Source organism: Pandoraea sp. CB10b_02 (genome assembly GCF_002216225.1).
GTDB lineage: Bacteria > Pseudomonadota > Gammaproteobacteria > Burkholderiales > Burkholderiaceae > Pandoraea > Pandoraea nosoerga.
Genome location: NZ_NJGW02000041.1, coordinates 1 through 14,805 on the forward strand (window position 1 = coordinate 1; position 14,805 = coordinate 14,805).

21 protein-coding genes are annotated in these 14,805 nt (G+C 59.0%); all 21 read right to left on the reverse strand.

Annotation, left to right across the window (positions count from 1 at the left end; genetic code table 11):
- Positions 1-577: HK97 gp10 family phage protein (locus tag CDN36_RS22200; RefSeq protein WP_287497941.1), on the reverse strand; the 577-nt coding region annotated here is incomplete at its 3' end.
- Positions 570-1,205, reverse strand: a complete 636-nt coding sequence (locus CDN36_RS22205) for a methyltransferase domain-containing protein (RefSeq protein WP_287497942.1) — start codon at positions 1,203-1,205, stop codon at positions 570-572. The genes CDN36_RS22205 and CDN36_RS22200, both read right to left, overlap by 8 nt.
- Positions 1,206-1,987: 782 nt before the next feature.
- A complete protein-coding gene (locus tag CDN36_RS22210; protein WP_287497943.1) occupies positions 1,988-2,539 on the reverse strand; it encodes a hypothetical protein in 552 nt (183 codons plus the stop codon).
- Positions 2,529-2,870, reverse strand: coding sequence for a phage head closure protein (locus tag CDN36_RS22215; protein ID WP_287497944.1), 342 nt, complete (start codon positions 2,868-2,870; stop codon positions 2,529-2,531). Before CDN36_RS22215 ends, CDN36_RS22210 begins: the two co-directional genes overlap by 11 nt.
- A gap of 4 nt (positions 2,871-2,874) precedes the next feature.
- Positions 2,875-3,216 carry a head-tail connector protein gene (locus CDN36_RS22220; RefSeq protein ID WP_287497945.1) on the reverse strand — a complete coding sequence of 114 codons (342 nt, stop codon included), beginning with the start codon at positions 3,214-3,216 and terminating at the stop codon, positions 2,875-2,877.
- Positions 3,213-5,312 (reverse strand): phage portal protein, encoded by a 2,100-nt coding sequence (locus CDN36_RS22225; protein WP_287497946.1) that lies wholly within the window; start codon positions 5,310-5,312, stop codon positions 3,213-3,215. Before CDN36_RS22225 ends, CDN36_RS22220 begins: the two co-directional genes overlap by 4 nt.
- A complete protein-coding gene (locus CDN36_RS22230; protein ID WP_287497947.1) occupies positions 5,312-5,509 on the reverse strand; it encodes a hypothetical protein in 198 nt (65 codons plus the stop codon). Before CDN36_RS22230 ends, CDN36_RS22225 begins: the two co-directional genes overlap by 1 nt.
- A gap of 53 nt (positions 5,510-5,562) precedes the next feature.
- The gene (locus tag CDN36_RS22235; protein ID WP_287497948.1) at positions 5,563-7,560 is read right to left on the reverse strand and encodes a phage major capsid protein; all 1,998 of its coding nucleotides are present in this window, start codon (positions 7,558-7,560) and stop codon (positions 5,563-5,565) included.
- Between the two features lie 10 nt (positions 7,561-7,570).
- On the reverse strand, positions 7,571-9,286 hold the full coding sequence (locus CDN36_RS22240; protein WP_287497949.1) for a terminase large subunit: 1,716 nt from the start codon (positions 9,284-9,286) through the stop codon (positions 7,571-7,573).
- A complete protein-coding gene (locus tag CDN36_RS22245; protein WP_287497950.1) occupies positions 9,267-9,683 on the reverse strand; it encodes a hypothetical protein in 417 nt (138 codons plus the stop codon). The genes CDN36_RS22240 and CDN36_RS22245 overlap by 20 nt, the downstream gene beginning before the upstream one ends.
- Before the next feature lie 124 nt (positions 9,684-9,807).
- On the reverse strand, positions 9,808-10,137 hold the full coding sequence (locus CDN36_RS22565; protein ID WP_353846879.1) for an HNH endonuclease: 330 nt from the start codon (positions 10,135-10,137) through the stop codon (positions 9,808-9,810).
- Positions 10,137-10,313, reverse strand: a complete 177-nt coding sequence (locus tag CDN36_RS22250) for a hypothetical protein (RefSeq protein ID WP_287497951.1) — start codon at positions 10,311-10,313, stop codon at positions 10,137-10,139. The genes CDN36_RS22565 and CDN36_RS22250 overlap by 1 nt, the downstream gene beginning before the upstream one ends.
- Positions 10,314-10,485: 172 nt before the next feature.
- On the reverse strand, positions 10,486-10,863 hold the full coding sequence (locus CDN36_RS22255) for a hypothetical protein (RefSeq protein WP_287497952.1): 378 nt from the start codon (positions 10,861-10,863) through the stop codon (positions 10,486-10,488).
- Positions 10,856-11,200: a nuclease domain-containing protein gene (locus tag CDN36_RS22260; RefSeq protein ID WP_287497953.1), complete on the reverse strand. Its 345-nt coding sequence runs from the start codon at positions 11,198-11,200 to the stop codon at positions 10,856-10,858. The genes CDN36_RS22255 and CDN36_RS22260 overlap by 8 nt, the downstream gene beginning before the upstream one ends.
- An 83-nt stretch (positions 11,201-11,283) precedes the next feature.
- Positions 11,284-11,679 carry a hypothetical protein gene (locus CDN36_RS22265; protein WP_287497954.1) on the reverse strand — a complete coding sequence of 132 codons (396 nt, stop codon included), beginning with the start codon at positions 11,677-11,679 and terminating at the stop codon, positions 11,284-11,286.
- Between the two features lie 65 nt (positions 11,680-11,744).
- On the reverse strand, positions 11,745-12,098 hold the full coding sequence (locus CDN36_RS22270; protein ID WP_287497955.1) for a hypothetical protein: 354 nt from the start codon (positions 12,096-12,098) through the stop codon (positions 11,745-11,747).
- Positions 12,095-12,445: a hypothetical protein gene (locus tag CDN36_RS22275; RefSeq protein WP_287497956.1), complete on the reverse strand. Its 351-nt coding sequence runs from the start codon at positions 12,443-12,445 to the stop codon at positions 12,095-12,097. The genes CDN36_RS22270 and CDN36_RS22275 overlap by 4 nt, the downstream gene beginning before the upstream one ends.
- Positions 12,442-12,747 (reverse strand): putative endonuclease domain-containing protein, encoded by a 306-nt coding sequence (locus CDN36_RS22280; RefSeq protein ID WP_174971755.1) that lies wholly within the window; start codon positions 12,745-12,747, stop codon positions 12,442-12,444. The genes CDN36_RS22275 and CDN36_RS22280 overlap by 4 nt, the downstream gene beginning before the upstream one ends.
- 199 nt (positions 12,748-12,946) lie before the next feature.
- Positions 12,947-13,603, reverse strand: a complete 657-nt coding sequence (locus CDN36_RS22285) for a DUF6475 domain-containing protein (protein WP_287497957.1) — start codon at positions 13,601-13,603, stop codon at positions 12,947-12,949.
- A complete protein-coding gene (locus CDN36_RS22290; RefSeq protein WP_287497958.1) occupies positions 13,600-14,400 on the reverse strand; it encodes a helix-turn-helix domain-containing protein in 801 nt (266 codons plus the stop codon). The genes CDN36_RS22285 and CDN36_RS22290 overlap by 4 nt, the downstream gene beginning before the upstream one ends.
- Complete coding sequence (locus CDN36_RS22295) at positions 14,397-14,660, reverse strand: helix-turn-helix domain-containing protein (protein WP_287497959.1); 264 nt, start codon at positions 14,658-14,660, stop codon at positions 14,397-14,399. Before CDN36_RS22295 ends, CDN36_RS22290 begins: the two co-directional genes overlap by 4 nt.
- Positions 14,661-14,805: the final 145 nt, after the last annotated feature.

The following is a 14,805-nucleotide window of genomic DNA, read 5'->3' on the forward strand; positions in this document are numbered from 1 at the left end:
CCGCGCTTCGCGGCTCAGCGATCTCATGTCGGTTGCTTGCATGAATCCGAGTTGAGGGTGGTGCAGAAAATTTCAAGTGCGCAAGGGCCGGATCAATAATCCTGTCAATGCCTTGGTTCAGCTCATAGACCACGGTACTCAGTGCCTGTTCGCGAGCCGAAAAAAACGCCGGCGCCATCCACGGAGTCGGCGCACGTTGTTCGGTGCCAAACTCAAGGTACCGTGCCGTCATGATCGTCTTGATCTGGTGCTTCTCACGGAGCGTCTCCGGATAGACGAACTTTTTGCTCCGGCTGATGAGCACCCGGTAGCGTTCGTTTGCGCCGCTGCGCTGCGGATTAGGGTCTCGGCGGACGGCGATTGATTGGGCAAGCAAATCCGTCGAAACATAGTGATCTGGATCTGGCTTCTGCACGATTGCGCGCACCTGGCGCTGAGCCTGCTTCTGAATGACAACAGCCCCCTTCCGCAACGCAGATTTCACCGGTCCGCCCCGCTTCGAGACGATTTCTGCGGGGAGGCTCTTGAGCGTGGCAAGCGTGTTGTCGAGCCCATGCAGCGTGCGCGTATCAGCCATTGATGTTCACTCGGCGGAATGCATAGGATCGGATGTCCTCACGACCGGCAAGCTGCTCCATTACCGAACTCCCGACCAGTTCGAACCCATGTTCGCGCATGAAATCCACAAGCCCCCGCTCGGTGAAATACCAGCAATGCTCGTCCTTCCGGAAGTGCTTCGAGCGCAGAACATGCTCAGGCCCATCGAACACAGGCAGCGATATAAAAGCCCACGATCTCACGTTGTGGAGTAGTGGCGACGGATCATGGATATGCTCGAGTGAATCCCAGAACGACACAGCGTCGATCGGAGATTGATAGGGATCGCACCACGCCCCAAGCGACTTCAGCCACGCACGTGCGTCAGGGTTGATGTCATATCCCATTGCTCCGCATTCGGTCACGAACCGACCGCCGCCGATGCCAATGTCACACAAACGCCCGTCGAAGAATGTTCGCACCCAGTGGATCCGCGATTTGGTGAGCCTCCGACCGATATCTGTCTGGTCCATCAATCGGTAACGCTGCCAGTATGCGGCATCGTAGGGCGACTCAACGACCGGATACCAACCTACGCCCCTCTCCGGAAGCCACTGAAATTCGTTCTGCCGCAGCAAGTCGAAGCGCGAAGCGTTCAATGTGCTCATCAATCCTTGAGATTCGTTTGTCGCAATCGTGCGACGGACTTGTACACATGCAGAAGCGATCCGGCATGGCCTGCTCGATGCACGAAACGTCCATCCTCGGATCAAAGATCCGAGCCGGCCCATTATGGAACCCCCAACCCCCGAAGATCAGCAGCATGGGAATCCGATAAGCGACTGCAGCCGGAACCAGCCAGCCGACGCCGCCTATTACCCCGGCCGCACCGGCGACTAAGCTCAGCAATTGCTCGATCTTGAGCTCGCCGGCGTGGAATCGTTCGTGGGCATATGGCGCGTTTCCTGCCAGCCATTCAGCGCCGCCGGCTAGATCCGCAACACTTACTATCCGGTATCTGCTGCGGAGTGCCCGGCAGGCCCGGTCAAGATACTCTGGCAACGGGTTTCGAGAGTCTGCTCGCCATTCGGCCCGGATAGTGCCCGGACGGACGACAATGTACGGTTCTCGTGCGACTGGCTCTACCGGCGGCCCATCGAAATTGATTCGACGCGGTTCTACCCCAAAGGCCTGACATAGCCCTTCCAGCATCGTCCCTTCTCGTCCCACATAGTGGACGCGCCGCACCGATTCTCGCGGCGGGTTACTCCACCAGATATCGGCCCTCTCGATGTTTTTGACCTGCGTTCGCAGCGTCGTTTGCGGTTTTACACAGTCCACCGGCAGGTCAGCGTACAACTGCGGCCATGACGTCACGAGTTGGTGTCTGCCCGGAATTTCCCGAATCACGGCGCGCTGGTAGAAGTTGTCGCCAAGCCCCTGCATCCCTTCAAAGAACAAGCGCCTGCTCCAAATCCAGCCGCGGGAAACAATCGAGTTCCGATTGCCGCGACGCGTTGATAATCTCGACCTCGTCAAAGCGTAGACCGGCGAACTGCTTTTTCCAAAGTTCGCACAATCTAGCATCCGGGTTTTTCGTCTTGGCATGGTCACCATGCCAGTGCGATCCGCCCTTCACGCTGCAATCAAATCCGATGAGCACGATGCGACTGGCGCCGAACTGCGCCGCCAGTTCGATCGCGCGAAGCCCGCTGCTGTATGGCCCCGATGCGTCGTGAAGATGCAACCCGAATTCTCTGGCGGCGACACGGGAGCACGTCCAGCGCTCCCCGCGCGCAGAGATCCCCGAGATGTGCGCCTGCCACCACGCGGCATCGCCGGCATAGATCACATCAGCAAACGGGGCCATCTGCCAACTGGAATTGATTGCGATCGTCCGCGCTGATGTTGTGCCAATAAGATCGCAATCGACTTTCGATAGCGACGGACCGCTGCCAATGCAAACGGCGATCTCGCCATCCCATCGCCGCTTATCCCTCATTGACACCTGAGCTCACTGGAATGGTGAAATACTCCATCCCGCTGTCGCGGTCCTCCAGAAAGCCTCGAGGGTTGTAAATATCGCTGCCATGGAGTATCCGCATCGCCGCAGTAAGCCCAGGAAGCCTCCGAACGATGATCCGCTTAGTGACCTCGGATTGCACGGCCTGTGCTGCGATGAACTCACGCGTACTAAGGGCTTCAACGGCAGCCGGCACATCCCGGTAGACCTTCTCCCAAACTACCGTAATAGCTCCGGTCTCTGGATCTTGAATCTGCCGACGTTCCTCGAAATCAATGCGATGCCGGAGGCGACCCGATGCGATGCCCATTCATTCACCTACATGCAGGATCGCGGAGCGGATAGAGGAGCGCCGTCACCGGTTTCGGTAGATAGCCCATTTCGTAGGCATGCGCGGGATCCTCATCTCGATCCTTGTTGAAATATCCGATCAAGATCAGGGTTGCAATCTGCACATTAGAAGGTACGCCGACAGGCTCTCCGCTACTGTCGACCTCCACTTGTCCTGACGAATCCAAAAAGCTGGCGGCGCCCTCTTTCAGGTATGCCAACACCGCGGCCGACGCGGCATGGATCTTACCGGTAAGGTCGTTATCATCCGACGAATGCACAATCCGGAGGTGTGCTTTCACCTGCTCCAAAGTCACGAGCATCATGGCCGGCTCGCCTTTATTGGACCGACGGCGTCCTTTCCGTTACGACCGTCTTTACCATCACGGCCCTTCTTGACAGCCAATCGCCAATCGGCCGAAATATCGGGACGTCCATCCGGGGCATCCTTGCGCGCGACCCAGATACAGCCGCCGAATGTCACTGCGTCTCCGGCTTCGTAGACTGCGCCATCCTTATAGACGCCTTTATCGAGCATTACACCGAGGCGCACAGTTCTCTCAACAATCCTCTCGCCGTCCGACAGTGACAGCACGAGCGTTCGCCCGTCTTCGTCCAGCCGAGCATCGAACGTTTCGAGCTGTAACGCGTCCTTTCCATCCTTCGGCTTGGGCATGCGTTCAATCGCCCGCTCCAGCACTTCTGACGCATGGCGCTCAAACCCGATCGCCCACTTCGCGAAGATTCCCTCCATGGCCTGGGCAACGGATTCCGGCGTTGGACTCACCCCATCGCGTCCGTCCGCACCATCTTTCCCCGGCGCGCCATCCTTTCCGTCGACGCCATCGCGGCCATCCTTACCGTCCTTTCCAGGCTCACCGTCCTTTCCATCGACCCCGTCTCGGCCGTCCTTTCCGGGCTCGCCCTTCTGCGGTTCAGCAGGTACCGGAAGTGCCTCAAGACGCTGATCAATGTATGCGCGAAGCTCTTCAGCAACCTCGGTGAAGTTGCGCGTTGCCGCATCGAAGGACGTTTGGGCAACCTCGTGGACATAGCGAATCACTTCGATCGCTTCCGACATAGCCCAATGCGTACTGGCATTCGCAGCCTTAGATGTGGTCGGCTGCTCTGCGGGCGCTGGCTCTGCCGGTTGTGGTTGCGCTTGACCCTTTCCAGTCATACCGAAAGGATCAGCCAAACTGTCACGCTTGGCGAGCGCTTCCAGGCTGTAATTCTGCTGCTGGGACAAGGGGCTGTCACCGCCAGTCACTGGCTTGAGATTGACCCGGCGTCGCGCTTCGTTCGGAGCGAGAAGACTATTTTTCACACCGGCTCCGAGCACCGTATATAGCGTCTCGGTATCCATGCGCAATAACCCGTCGGTGTCGAACTCGATCGAGTGTCGGTCCGAAAGGCCGAGCCCCTCCGTTAGGCAAAGCTCCATCTGTTCGATGTGGCTCTGCACGCAATCGGTGTAATAGATCTGGTTGAGATCTTCCACTTTCTGGCCGGCCGGCAGCGTCCCGATTCCGATCTTGAATGGCGGCACACCAAATGCCGAACAAACAACCTCACCGGTGAGCTTCAACTGTTCGACAAGCTGCGAATCCACCGCGGTGGCCTTCATTGCCTCGAACTTCAGGCCGTCGCCAAGTACAGCCACACGTCCGGCATTGTCGTTCGTGAAATTCTCGTCCCAGTACTTTTTCAGCCTGTCAGCAGTTGCATCGCTGATTGCACCGGGGGCCGTCAGAATGCCTCCAGGCCGAGCGCCATTCACGAAAAAATGATGGGAGTCCTTTTGCATTGCGATGCCGTTCGCTGCAGAGAGCGCACTGGCATACAAAGGCGAAATCCCCACCAAAGGATGAAACAGGCAGTTCATCCGATCATGGATGATTTCCGACGCCGGAACCGTCACCGACTCCGGAAGATCATTGAGGTCGTCCGTGTTGAGCTGATAATAGACGCCGCCATCTTCCGTCACAAGCGGAGTCACGCGCATCGGATCGAGGATATAGAGGCCCTTCACCACTCCACGGTTATCGCGGCGTTTCAGCGCATAGGTATTGCCGCGCGACAGCTTAGATGTAACCCACCACTCCTTGAATTGGATATGGTTCTGATAGTTGTTCGGTGACTTCAGCAGCGGCGAATAAGCCGGATTGCGATCCTCCGTCCATATCCCTTCTTCGCCGAGGCGCATCAGCTTCCACGACAGCTTTCCGATATCATTCGAGATCAGCGTGATACACCGATAAACGGCATAAAAGCCGTAGATATCCTCGCGGCGATATTCGATGTTGCGCTGCCAAGCGCCGGCGAATGCCTCTCGCACAATCGAGAGCCATCCGCCGCGGCTATCGACCGGCATCTGCGCCTTTCGATTGGCGCGCGACACATCGAATCCGAAAAGCTTCATCAGCTTCCTTTTTTGGTATTCATGGCGCGGGACGTAGCCTTAGCACCACCCTTCTGGTTTTCTTGGCTTGCCTTTTTGGGCGTCTCGAGTTCGCTTGATTCGGGGAATGAAAAGCGGCCACGCTTAACCAGTACACCGGCGAGCTTCTCGCGAACCATGACGATCGACCCGTTGGGCTTCATCACCGGAACTTTCATTGGAATCTCCAGGAGGCAGGCGGCTCACACCACCTGCCGTCCGAGGTGGCCGCTTAGCTGACCTGGTAGTTGACGTTATCGACCCATGCAACGGCGCTGGTCCGGCGACGTGCCCAGTTCAGGGTACGTTCCGCACGGAAGCCGACGCTGTTCGTCTGCCAAAGGCTGACGAGCTGCGCGGCAGTCGGCGTCGTGCTGTTATGGGTCGGCGCGCTGTCCATCTGCAGCGAGGCTTCACGGCTCATATCGACTGCGAAGCCGCCGTCGTCTGCAAAGTAGATGTCCGACGCGTTGACCATCGCGAGAATGCCTCCGGACGAATCGCGCGGCACATACTGCGACACGAGAACCGGGAAGCCGAGCAGTTCGCCGCCGTTCATCGTGATACCAGGGAATTCCCGTGCAGTGCCCAGCTCGTTCATCATCATGGAGATGGCGAGCGCAGTCAGGGCATCCATGATGATTACGCCAGCCGTCGGAGGGTTATTGGCACCGATGTACTTTGCCACCAAAGCGGCCACGTCCTTACGAACCGCCGCAGCATCGGCGCCAGAGCTGTGGATGGCAGCGATTCCGTTAAGGATGGAGGCAGGCGAAATGCCAGTCGTAGCAGCTTTCGTCGGATCAATGAAGTCGAGGTCCATGCGCTCGCGCAGTGCTTCGACAAGACCGTCGCGCACGAGCACGTCGGCTGACGGGCTCGAGTCGCGCAGGACTTCTTCGGTCAGGACCGCGATGTTCGCAACCTTCAGCGGTTCGAGCGTGGTGCGATTGAAATCGAACTTCGTCAGCGGCTTTGCTTGGCCCTCACCTACCCAGTAACCGGCGCCCCCGCTCGTTTGCCCCACCAGAGGGACGCGGAACGGCACGCGGCGGAGTGCCGGGATATTGCCAGCGCCGAAGCGGCCAACAATCGTCTGCGGGCGCAGGAACTCCACGAAGTCCGCGTAAACGCTCGACTCATCGCCGACCAGCGCACCCGCCCACGTCGAATTGCTGGTATTGCCGGCGGCGACGGCGGCCTTCAGAACGTTGACCACGCGCGGGTCGGTGCCCTGATGCTGCTTAGCAAGTTCGAGCGCTTCATAACGGCTGCCGCGGGCCTTGCCCAAGAACTTGACGACCTGGGCCATGGCGAGGCCGTCCTTCAGCAACGGCGCTTTCGCGACCGCGTCGAAGCGCTTGACCTCGACCATGGTGCCGCCATTGCTGCCATTCGTCACATCGGTGACCGGCGTGGCCTTTTCCACGTTTTGGCGCTCGAGGTCTTCGAGGCGCTTGATATGGTCCTCCACCGCCTTGATCTCGTCGCCTGCGGCGTCGTACTCTTCGGCCGCATCCGGCGCCAGCGTCTCGCCCTTTTCGGCGGCGGCTTCCATCAGCTCCTTGCGGCGCGCGACCAATTGGTCACGCTTGACCTTGAAGCCCTTGATTTGCTCTTGAATGTTCATGCCTTTCTCCACATCGCGGGAATAAAAAAACCCGCCATTGGCGGGTTGCTGTTTGGTTCCCGATTCGCCGGGAGGTGATTCATCAAGTCGTATGACGCCACGCCGATCTCGGCCATGCGCGGCCCGGTACTGGTCGTCGAAGGACTTGATGGTTTGAATCGTTGCGGATTGGTTGGCCGGAATGGTGACCAGAGACAGTTCGTAGACTTCGGACTGGGAGAACCGGATTCCACCGGTGTCCATGAAGCTGTATTCGATCGGACGGAAGCCAATCGATACGCCGCGAACAAGCTTCGCCTTTACGCTTTGCCATGCCTCCTCGATCCGATCTCGCAGCGCGCCCTCCTCCGCGATGGTTGGAAGCGATGCCTCGAACGAGATTCCGTCAGCAGTCGGCTTATCAAATACGACAGTGCCAACAGGTGCGTCGTGCTTGTGCTGCCATAGAAGTGGCAACGGGTTCTGGAATCGAACCCCGAGACTTTCCACAATGTCGCCAGCGCGATCGACTTCCGGCGTCGTTGCGATGCCGCGAATGATGCGTTTCTCTTCATTCACGGCCTTGATTTCAAGGACGCTGTATGCGCGCTGGTTTTTCATTTGACGAGTCTCACATTACATACATCTGGTATTTGGGTTCTTCCTTGCTTTCGCCAACGGTCAGGCCGATCGCCATTAGCATGGCGACCATGTCATCGATCTTGTCGGCGGAGTTTCTTTTGTCCGGCGCCATGTTCAGGTTGGCGTCTCGACGGGCGATAAGGTTGGAGGCGCACCAGGTAAGCACCGGATCGCCGCCATGCGCGAGGTTCCCGGAGATGTACGCGCGCTCAGTGGCCTGCATTGCGGGGTGATATGACTTCGGCCCCTGAATGAACTGGATCATCGGCACTTCGGCCGCTACAAGCCTATTCACCAGATCGCTGGCGTTCCAAGGGTCATAAGCGATGTTCTGGATATTGAACCGCTCTGCGAGGTCGAGAATCTCATGCTCGATGACCTCGTAATCCGTCACATCCCCTTCGGTTTGGGTTATTAACCCACTTGTGACCCACGCTTGATATGGGACGGTCCCGCGCTCAGTCCGCTGCGCCACCGCATTCGACGGCACCCAGCGCCGCCCCCACGTGTAGTACTTCCCATCGACCTTCCAGACCAGTCGAAAAGCCGCGATGTCGCTGGTCGACGCAAGATCGAGGCCTCCCCAGCATGGCTCGCCGGCGAGCGCATCGAGATCCACGGCGCCGTCACAAAGATTCCACTTCTGCAGGTTCACCCACGCCGTCGCCGCGGCCGAGGGGCGATTGAGTCGCTTGATCTTGAACTCGGCGTGCTTGGAAGGCATCTGCTTTGCTTCGATTGCCTCCTTTCGGATGGCATTGAGCAAGTGCGGATTCGCGTCCATCAGCGGATTGGCCTTAATCCAAACCGACTCGTCGAAGTCGTCGTCGGCCTTGATCCCCGCGGATGGGTCTTCCTCGTCGACCGCATAAAACACCACCAAGAAATGGTCAGCGGTCGTTCCGAATACACCGTCAAGCAGCTTCTTTGCAAACTGCCGGATTTCTGCCCATGGACCCGGGTTCGTGTACCCCTCAGTAGTCGTATAGAGCCACAACGGATTGCTACGCGCTCCGGCCGCCGACGTAAGAACGTTCAGAAGATCGGCTGACTTGTGAGCGTGGATTTCGTCCAGCCCGACATGCGATGGGTTCAAACCGTCTTGTGTTGATGCTTTCGCATGAATCGGCTTGAAGCTACCAAGCGTCTCCGCGCGCGAAATTGACTTTGCCCATACCTCCAGGCCGAAGGCTGCACGCAAGTCGGCGGTCTTCTCAACCATCTTTTTCGCTACACCAAAGATGATCGAAGCTTGTGGAAACGTGGTCGCCGCGCTGATCACCTGGGCGCCAGGCTCGTCTTCACAACACTGGCAATACAGCAGAATCGCTGCCGCCAGCGTCGACTTCGCATTCTTCCGCGCAACAGCAAAGAGGGCTGAGGTGAAGCGCCGACCACCTTCGCGATTGCGAAAGCCGAACAGTTGCACCACGAAGAACACATGCGAGGGATGCAGCACAATGTCCGGCGTCTCCCACTTCCCTTCGACGTGCGGCAGTTTCTCGATGAAATCGCAGGCATCGCACGCGTGCCATTCGTCGAAAGTAAACGGATTTCCCTTCTTCTTCGCCCGCTTGAGGTCGTCAAGGAAGCGCTGGGCCGCCTGGCGAATCAGCTTCCCGAACTTCTTCCGCTTCTTGTCCGCGACCGCTTCCTTGGCATAGTCAGTCGCGATCTTTACGTAATCACGCACTACGCCGGCCATTGGTTGCGAATTTGTTGCCCACGGGCTTCTCACCGCCGCTGGACACTTTGCGGCGAGCGGCAGGCGTCATACCAAACTCCGAAAAGAGCGCCTTCAAAGCCTGATCTTCCGAGGCTGTCAGCCCCATCCCGGCTTTTGCTTTCAGCCGGAATTGCTGCCATGAAAAGCAGAGCTGCTCGAGCGCGTACAGATCGACGACTTGCAAAACTGCCGCCTTGACCAACTGAGGCCCAAGACGATTCCACATCTCCATCCCGTCAGGATTCAGATGCATCGGCGGTTCGGGAAACTGCTCGATCAGATCGAATGAAGGTGCATCCGGCACCTCCCGATCCGGCCGATCAGTTCCGGCCAATACCTTGAGGTGCGGAGCCGTCGGCTTCCGTCCTCGTGCCATTTACCATCCCTTAAAAACCGTTTTTGAATTTTGACGGCGTGAAAAAATGACTCCGCGCCCGTGCCGGAGAGCGAAGGGCCAAAACTTTCGACCTCCCCCCCCACCACGAAAACGAGAAGCGATCTCATCCACGCGTGTTTCCGAATCCGCCGTTCTCTTTCGCCGTCTTGGCCGAGTGGCACTGGACGCAAAGCGTCTGCCAGTTACTGCCGTCCGGCGGGTTGTTGTGACTATTGCCGTCGATGTGGTCGACGTGCGCCTCGCGCTTGCCCGCGACAATTCGGCCGCACGTCTGGCACGTATATCGATCTCTGGTCAGCGTGAAGTCGCGTATCGCCAACCATCGCTTGACACCGGTGTGCAGCCCGCGACGTGCCTGCCTGCTTTGCTCCGGCAGTTCGTGTCGCGGCGTATTCGGCGCTGAAGGGCGATGGCGTGATGGGCGAGTTGGCATCAGTCAGCGAGGCCGCCGTAGTCCTGACGAGGAGGCGCATCGTCCTCAGTCGGGGCATCGGACGCGATCGCCTCCGCAAGTGCGGCAACGCTCGCGGCCAATGCGAAGTTGCTTTCCGCATGCTTCTCGAACGCATCGATGAGCTGATCAATCTTCGATTCGAGGGAATGCGGCATGCCTGGAATAAAAGAAGCCCGCCGAAGCGGGCGAACGACACACGTCGAGGAGGTCACGCAAAACAAAAAGCCCGCGAGGCTTTCACCTTGCGGGCTTCGGCTGCACGAATTCCAGCCTTTCAGAAATCATACGAAAAACGGAGAAAGTGTGCAGACTTATTTTGTGCAAGTTTTATTGCACACTTTCAGCCGCTCGCCTCAGAACTCTGCTCATCTTGTAGGCTCGCTCAGCGAACCGATACATCCGGTAGTAGAAGGTGCGGCGCGATATTCCCATCGCAGCCGCAATGCTCTTCACCGGCCGGAACCCATGATTATAGAAGAGCGCGAAACAGATGGCTTCCTCTGGCTCGTGTTCCGCAAGTCCGTGAACCGCCATATTGAAGTAAGGCATCTCAGGCAGCAGCTCGGCATCGGGTTCGTCCATACTCCTGGCCTTGGGCTGGAACTGTGCCAAGAGGTTGCAGGGAACCGGCGGCGCAAAGTATCGCCGCGTCCGACACCACTGGCCGTATTGCAGGCAGAGCAAATGCAGTTCCTGATCAGTCATTACGTTCGCCTCCCAGCCCGAACTTCCGGTCGCGGTACTGCGCCCATCGGTCATATGCTGCATTGAAGAGTCCTCGCTTCTCATCTCGTGTCAATTTGTTGCCCTGGTCATACTCGGTGTGGCACGTGAAGCACGCAGGCACCGTTAATCTGTCTGGGGTCTTGAGCCCCATCCCTTTTCCTTCGTTGCGATGAGCCGGCACTACGGTTTCCCAGTTACCGCAGCAGACTCCCGGAATTCGCAGGTAGCATGGCTGTCCCCTGCACGCATCGAGCGCATCCCGATCGTCTCCTAACCGCTTCTTAGGAGCCTTGCGCTTAAATGTCGTGCCCTTCAACGCTGCCGCGCCGCTGAACGGGCTGAGCGCCGCCGGCGCCTAACGCTTGAATCCGGTGCGCTTCATGGGCTTCTTGCGCTGCATCAAGCGGGCACGCTCCAGTAGTGCCGTTCAACCGCACGCGTTGCCGCGTCGACTTCCCCGACAGTGCACATGCGAAGTTGCTTACCCCACAGATCCAGCGCCGCCCTGAGCGCTCGATTTCCATCGCCATCGAATCCAATTCGTCCCGCCGAACCGAACCGATCACGAGCCCGCCGCATTGCCTCTTTCGCCTGCTGAAGCACTGGCGTTGCCTCAGACCCGATGCCGTTCGATGCGAGCACCCACGAGTGATTGAGTGCGCGTGCCAGGCAATCCCACTCCCTGCGCGTGCCGAGCCCGTGAACCACCACGGCGTCGAACGCGCTCAGCACCACCATTTCAAGTTCACCCGCATGCTCGTCGGTAACGGGCTCGCGAGCGATTGCGGCGCGCATTACCAACGGCACGCCACTTCCACAAGGGCGAGGTGAGTAGCGCTTACGCGGCTTCTTGTTCCGGCTCACTTCACTTCCCGGGCCTTTGCTTCGCCCTTGAGCGCGGCGTAAGCGATACAGTCCTCTGCGCTGTCCGCGTGATAGCCGGGGCGTTGGAACAGCCGGACGTCCTTCAGCACCTGCAACAGCAGCCATCCCTCGGGCTCGCTCAAATCGCGGCCCGTGATCGCGTTGAACGCGTTAACTGCCTTGCCCATGCTGCGTTCACCTTCGGGCTTGTCGTATTGCGACGCGCGTGCGTCCATATGCTCCCTCGCCCTGACCAGGAGTCCGGTAGCCGTGGGGCGAGCGCTCTCACCCCCGCCACCGGCACCGCCGAAGATGATTGTCCGAGTTCCTATCAGTTTCCCTTCCTTCATCGAATTTCCTCGCAGAGCTGTTTGTGGGAATTGGCGTAGTTGTCGTACGCCTTCATCGGCTTCCACTTCGGTCGGTATTGACCGGTGGCGATGCTCGGCCTTGCCGCACGCGGTGCGACCTTCGCGCGTTGAACCGGTGCCACCGCCTCTACGGTGGCTGTCGACCGCGTGACCGCGAGCCCGAATTCGAGTCCGCGAGATTCCTGCCGGATTACGAGAAGACCATCGTTCACGAGCTCGACCACCAACCGATTCACCAGGTTACGCGAGACTCCACAGATATCGGCCAGCGCCTGGCGGCCGTACCACTCGCCCTTGTCCATGCCGTCCAGAATCACGTTTTTCATGCCACCTCCAGCGCCTTCTGAATCGTCTCGATTGCAGTCCCATTCGAGACCATCGCCCCCGTGAATCGAAACACCCTCCATCCTGCGAGCGACGCGGTGTTGTACTTCTCCGCGTCCGCTTGGAACCCGCTTCCACGCGTGTGACGCCCTCCCGTCCATATGCCGCCCTCGACTTCCGCGGCGATCATCCTGTCCGGCCAAGCAAAGTCGAAGCGCCACATCCGTGGAGGGGCAAATCGGTGCTCCCGCACCGGTTCAGGAACCTTCCGTGCACGGCAATGAAACGCAAACAGCAGTTCCAACTGGCTCTCCCGCTTGGGGCTCACTTTCCCTTCCTCCGGATATGTTCGATGTATGCCCGCAATTCCGTGTCCTGCCTCTCCGCCGCCTCATCACCAAAGCGCCGCCTCACCCTCTCAACAAGCGCCCTCGCCGCGTTACCGTGTCCTGCTAGCGCCGCCCGCGCAGCATCGTCGAAGCGACGCCAGCACTCTGCTCGCTTCAAGCGATCAGCCTCGCCGGCTCAGGCATGCCGACATACGGCAGCAGCTCGGAGGCCGTCGTGCGCGTGTAGCCCACCAGCGGTGTGTAGCTGCCACCAGACATCACGGCACGGGCCAATTCGGCATTGCCAATGAGCACCGTCCCCTGTGACTGGAAGCCAGCGCGCGTATTGGTTGTTTCGGCGATCCCGATCAAGACCGGTGGATACTCGGGCACTTGGCTACGGCCTCGGTAGCCGCGGTACCGATTCACAAACTCGTTCTTCACGAACGGCCATTCGGATTCGTCCTTCGTACCCAGCGAGATCCACCCGCCCATTTCGAAGACAACTCGATGCGTCAGCGCGTCATCGAAGGCGACCGACGAGTACGTACCGACCTCACGCACGGCCTTGTCGACCTTGTGCCAGGCCAGCAAGGCGGAATCCTGCGTCGAGCCTTCGAGCATCTTCACAACGTCGGCGGGCTTCGGAAGAAACTGCCCAGCATCAGGGTTCGCGGCATGTCGCCCGAGCGCATCGCGCACCGCTGCGAGATCGAAAGCCTTCATTGCGCCCCACCAGACCTGCCCAACGAAGTCCGAATAGTCTTGGCGGTAAAAGGCGTAGACGTTGCTGATGAGCGAAAAGAACTCGACGGAATCGTTCGGTTTCATGCGCTCTCCCCTGCCATGATGCGAGCGGCCTGTGCAGCAGCGATCTCCCGGTTCCGTTGCTCAAGCAGCTCCTGCTTGTTCAAACCCGCTCCAGCGCCGCCACCCGTCAGCGGCTTCTCGTTGCGGACCCAATTGCGCCACGTGGCGTCCCAGTCGGTCTTCCGCCCTTGCTGTCCGGATTTCGCAGTCCAGTAGTCACGGAACTTGTCCGCTACCCGACGAACGTGGTCGGCAGTCCAGGTCGGCTGCTCTTGCAGCGCCCAATCGCCCAGCGCTTTGGTGAGAATCCAGTTGTCGGGTAAGCGCGTTCCGCGCGCACCACTGTTCCTTCCCTGTTCATTACTGTTAACTACTGTTACGGGTACCGAATTTGGGACTGTTTCCTGTGAAATTTGGGACTGTTTCGAGTCGGAATTGGGACTGTTTGATGGGGAATTCGGTACTGTTCCGTTTTCGGAACCGTTCCGCTTTTGGAACCGTTCCGTTTTCGGATTGCTTTGACTGCGAGGGCCGACCTTTACCTCAACGCCTCGCTCGACGTTGATTTGATAAACGACGATCTGCCTTGTGCGCCCAGTGCGCTCGCCCGTGTCCGTAATCCACCCGGCATCCTTCAAGCGATCGATGTTGGCCAAGACGGTCTTGCGATCCTGCTCGGTCCAAGCGATGAGGGTGTCGATGCTCGGGAACGATACGAAGTCTTCGCTGGCGAAGTCTGCGAGCGCCATCAGCACCGATTTTGTTGGGCCTTTCCCCACCTTTTGGTGGCGAGCCCAGGTGATTGCGTCAAGGCTCATTCCGACGCCCCGACTTTCACCCGGAACAGCGTCAAGCCACGGCGAATCGGGGTAGCCTCGACGTAGCCGGCCGCCTCCAGCGCCTTAATTGAGTCGCGCACTGCCGATTCCGACATGCCGCAGTCACGCGCCAGGCGGCTGATTTTCGGCGACGATTCGCCCGTCGACATGACCGCATGGTGGCTCAGTGCCAAGAGGACGATCTTTTCGGTGTGGCGCAGTTCGACGCCCCACGCTTGATTGACTCGATGTGCACTCATGGGGGCTCCTCAGTGGTCGCACGGCATCTCGCCGTTCGGCTGGCGCACAGCGCCACAGCTATTGATCCGGCCCTTGCGCACTTGAAATTTTCTGCACCACCCTCAACTCGGATTCATGCAAGCAACCGACATGAGATCGCTGAGC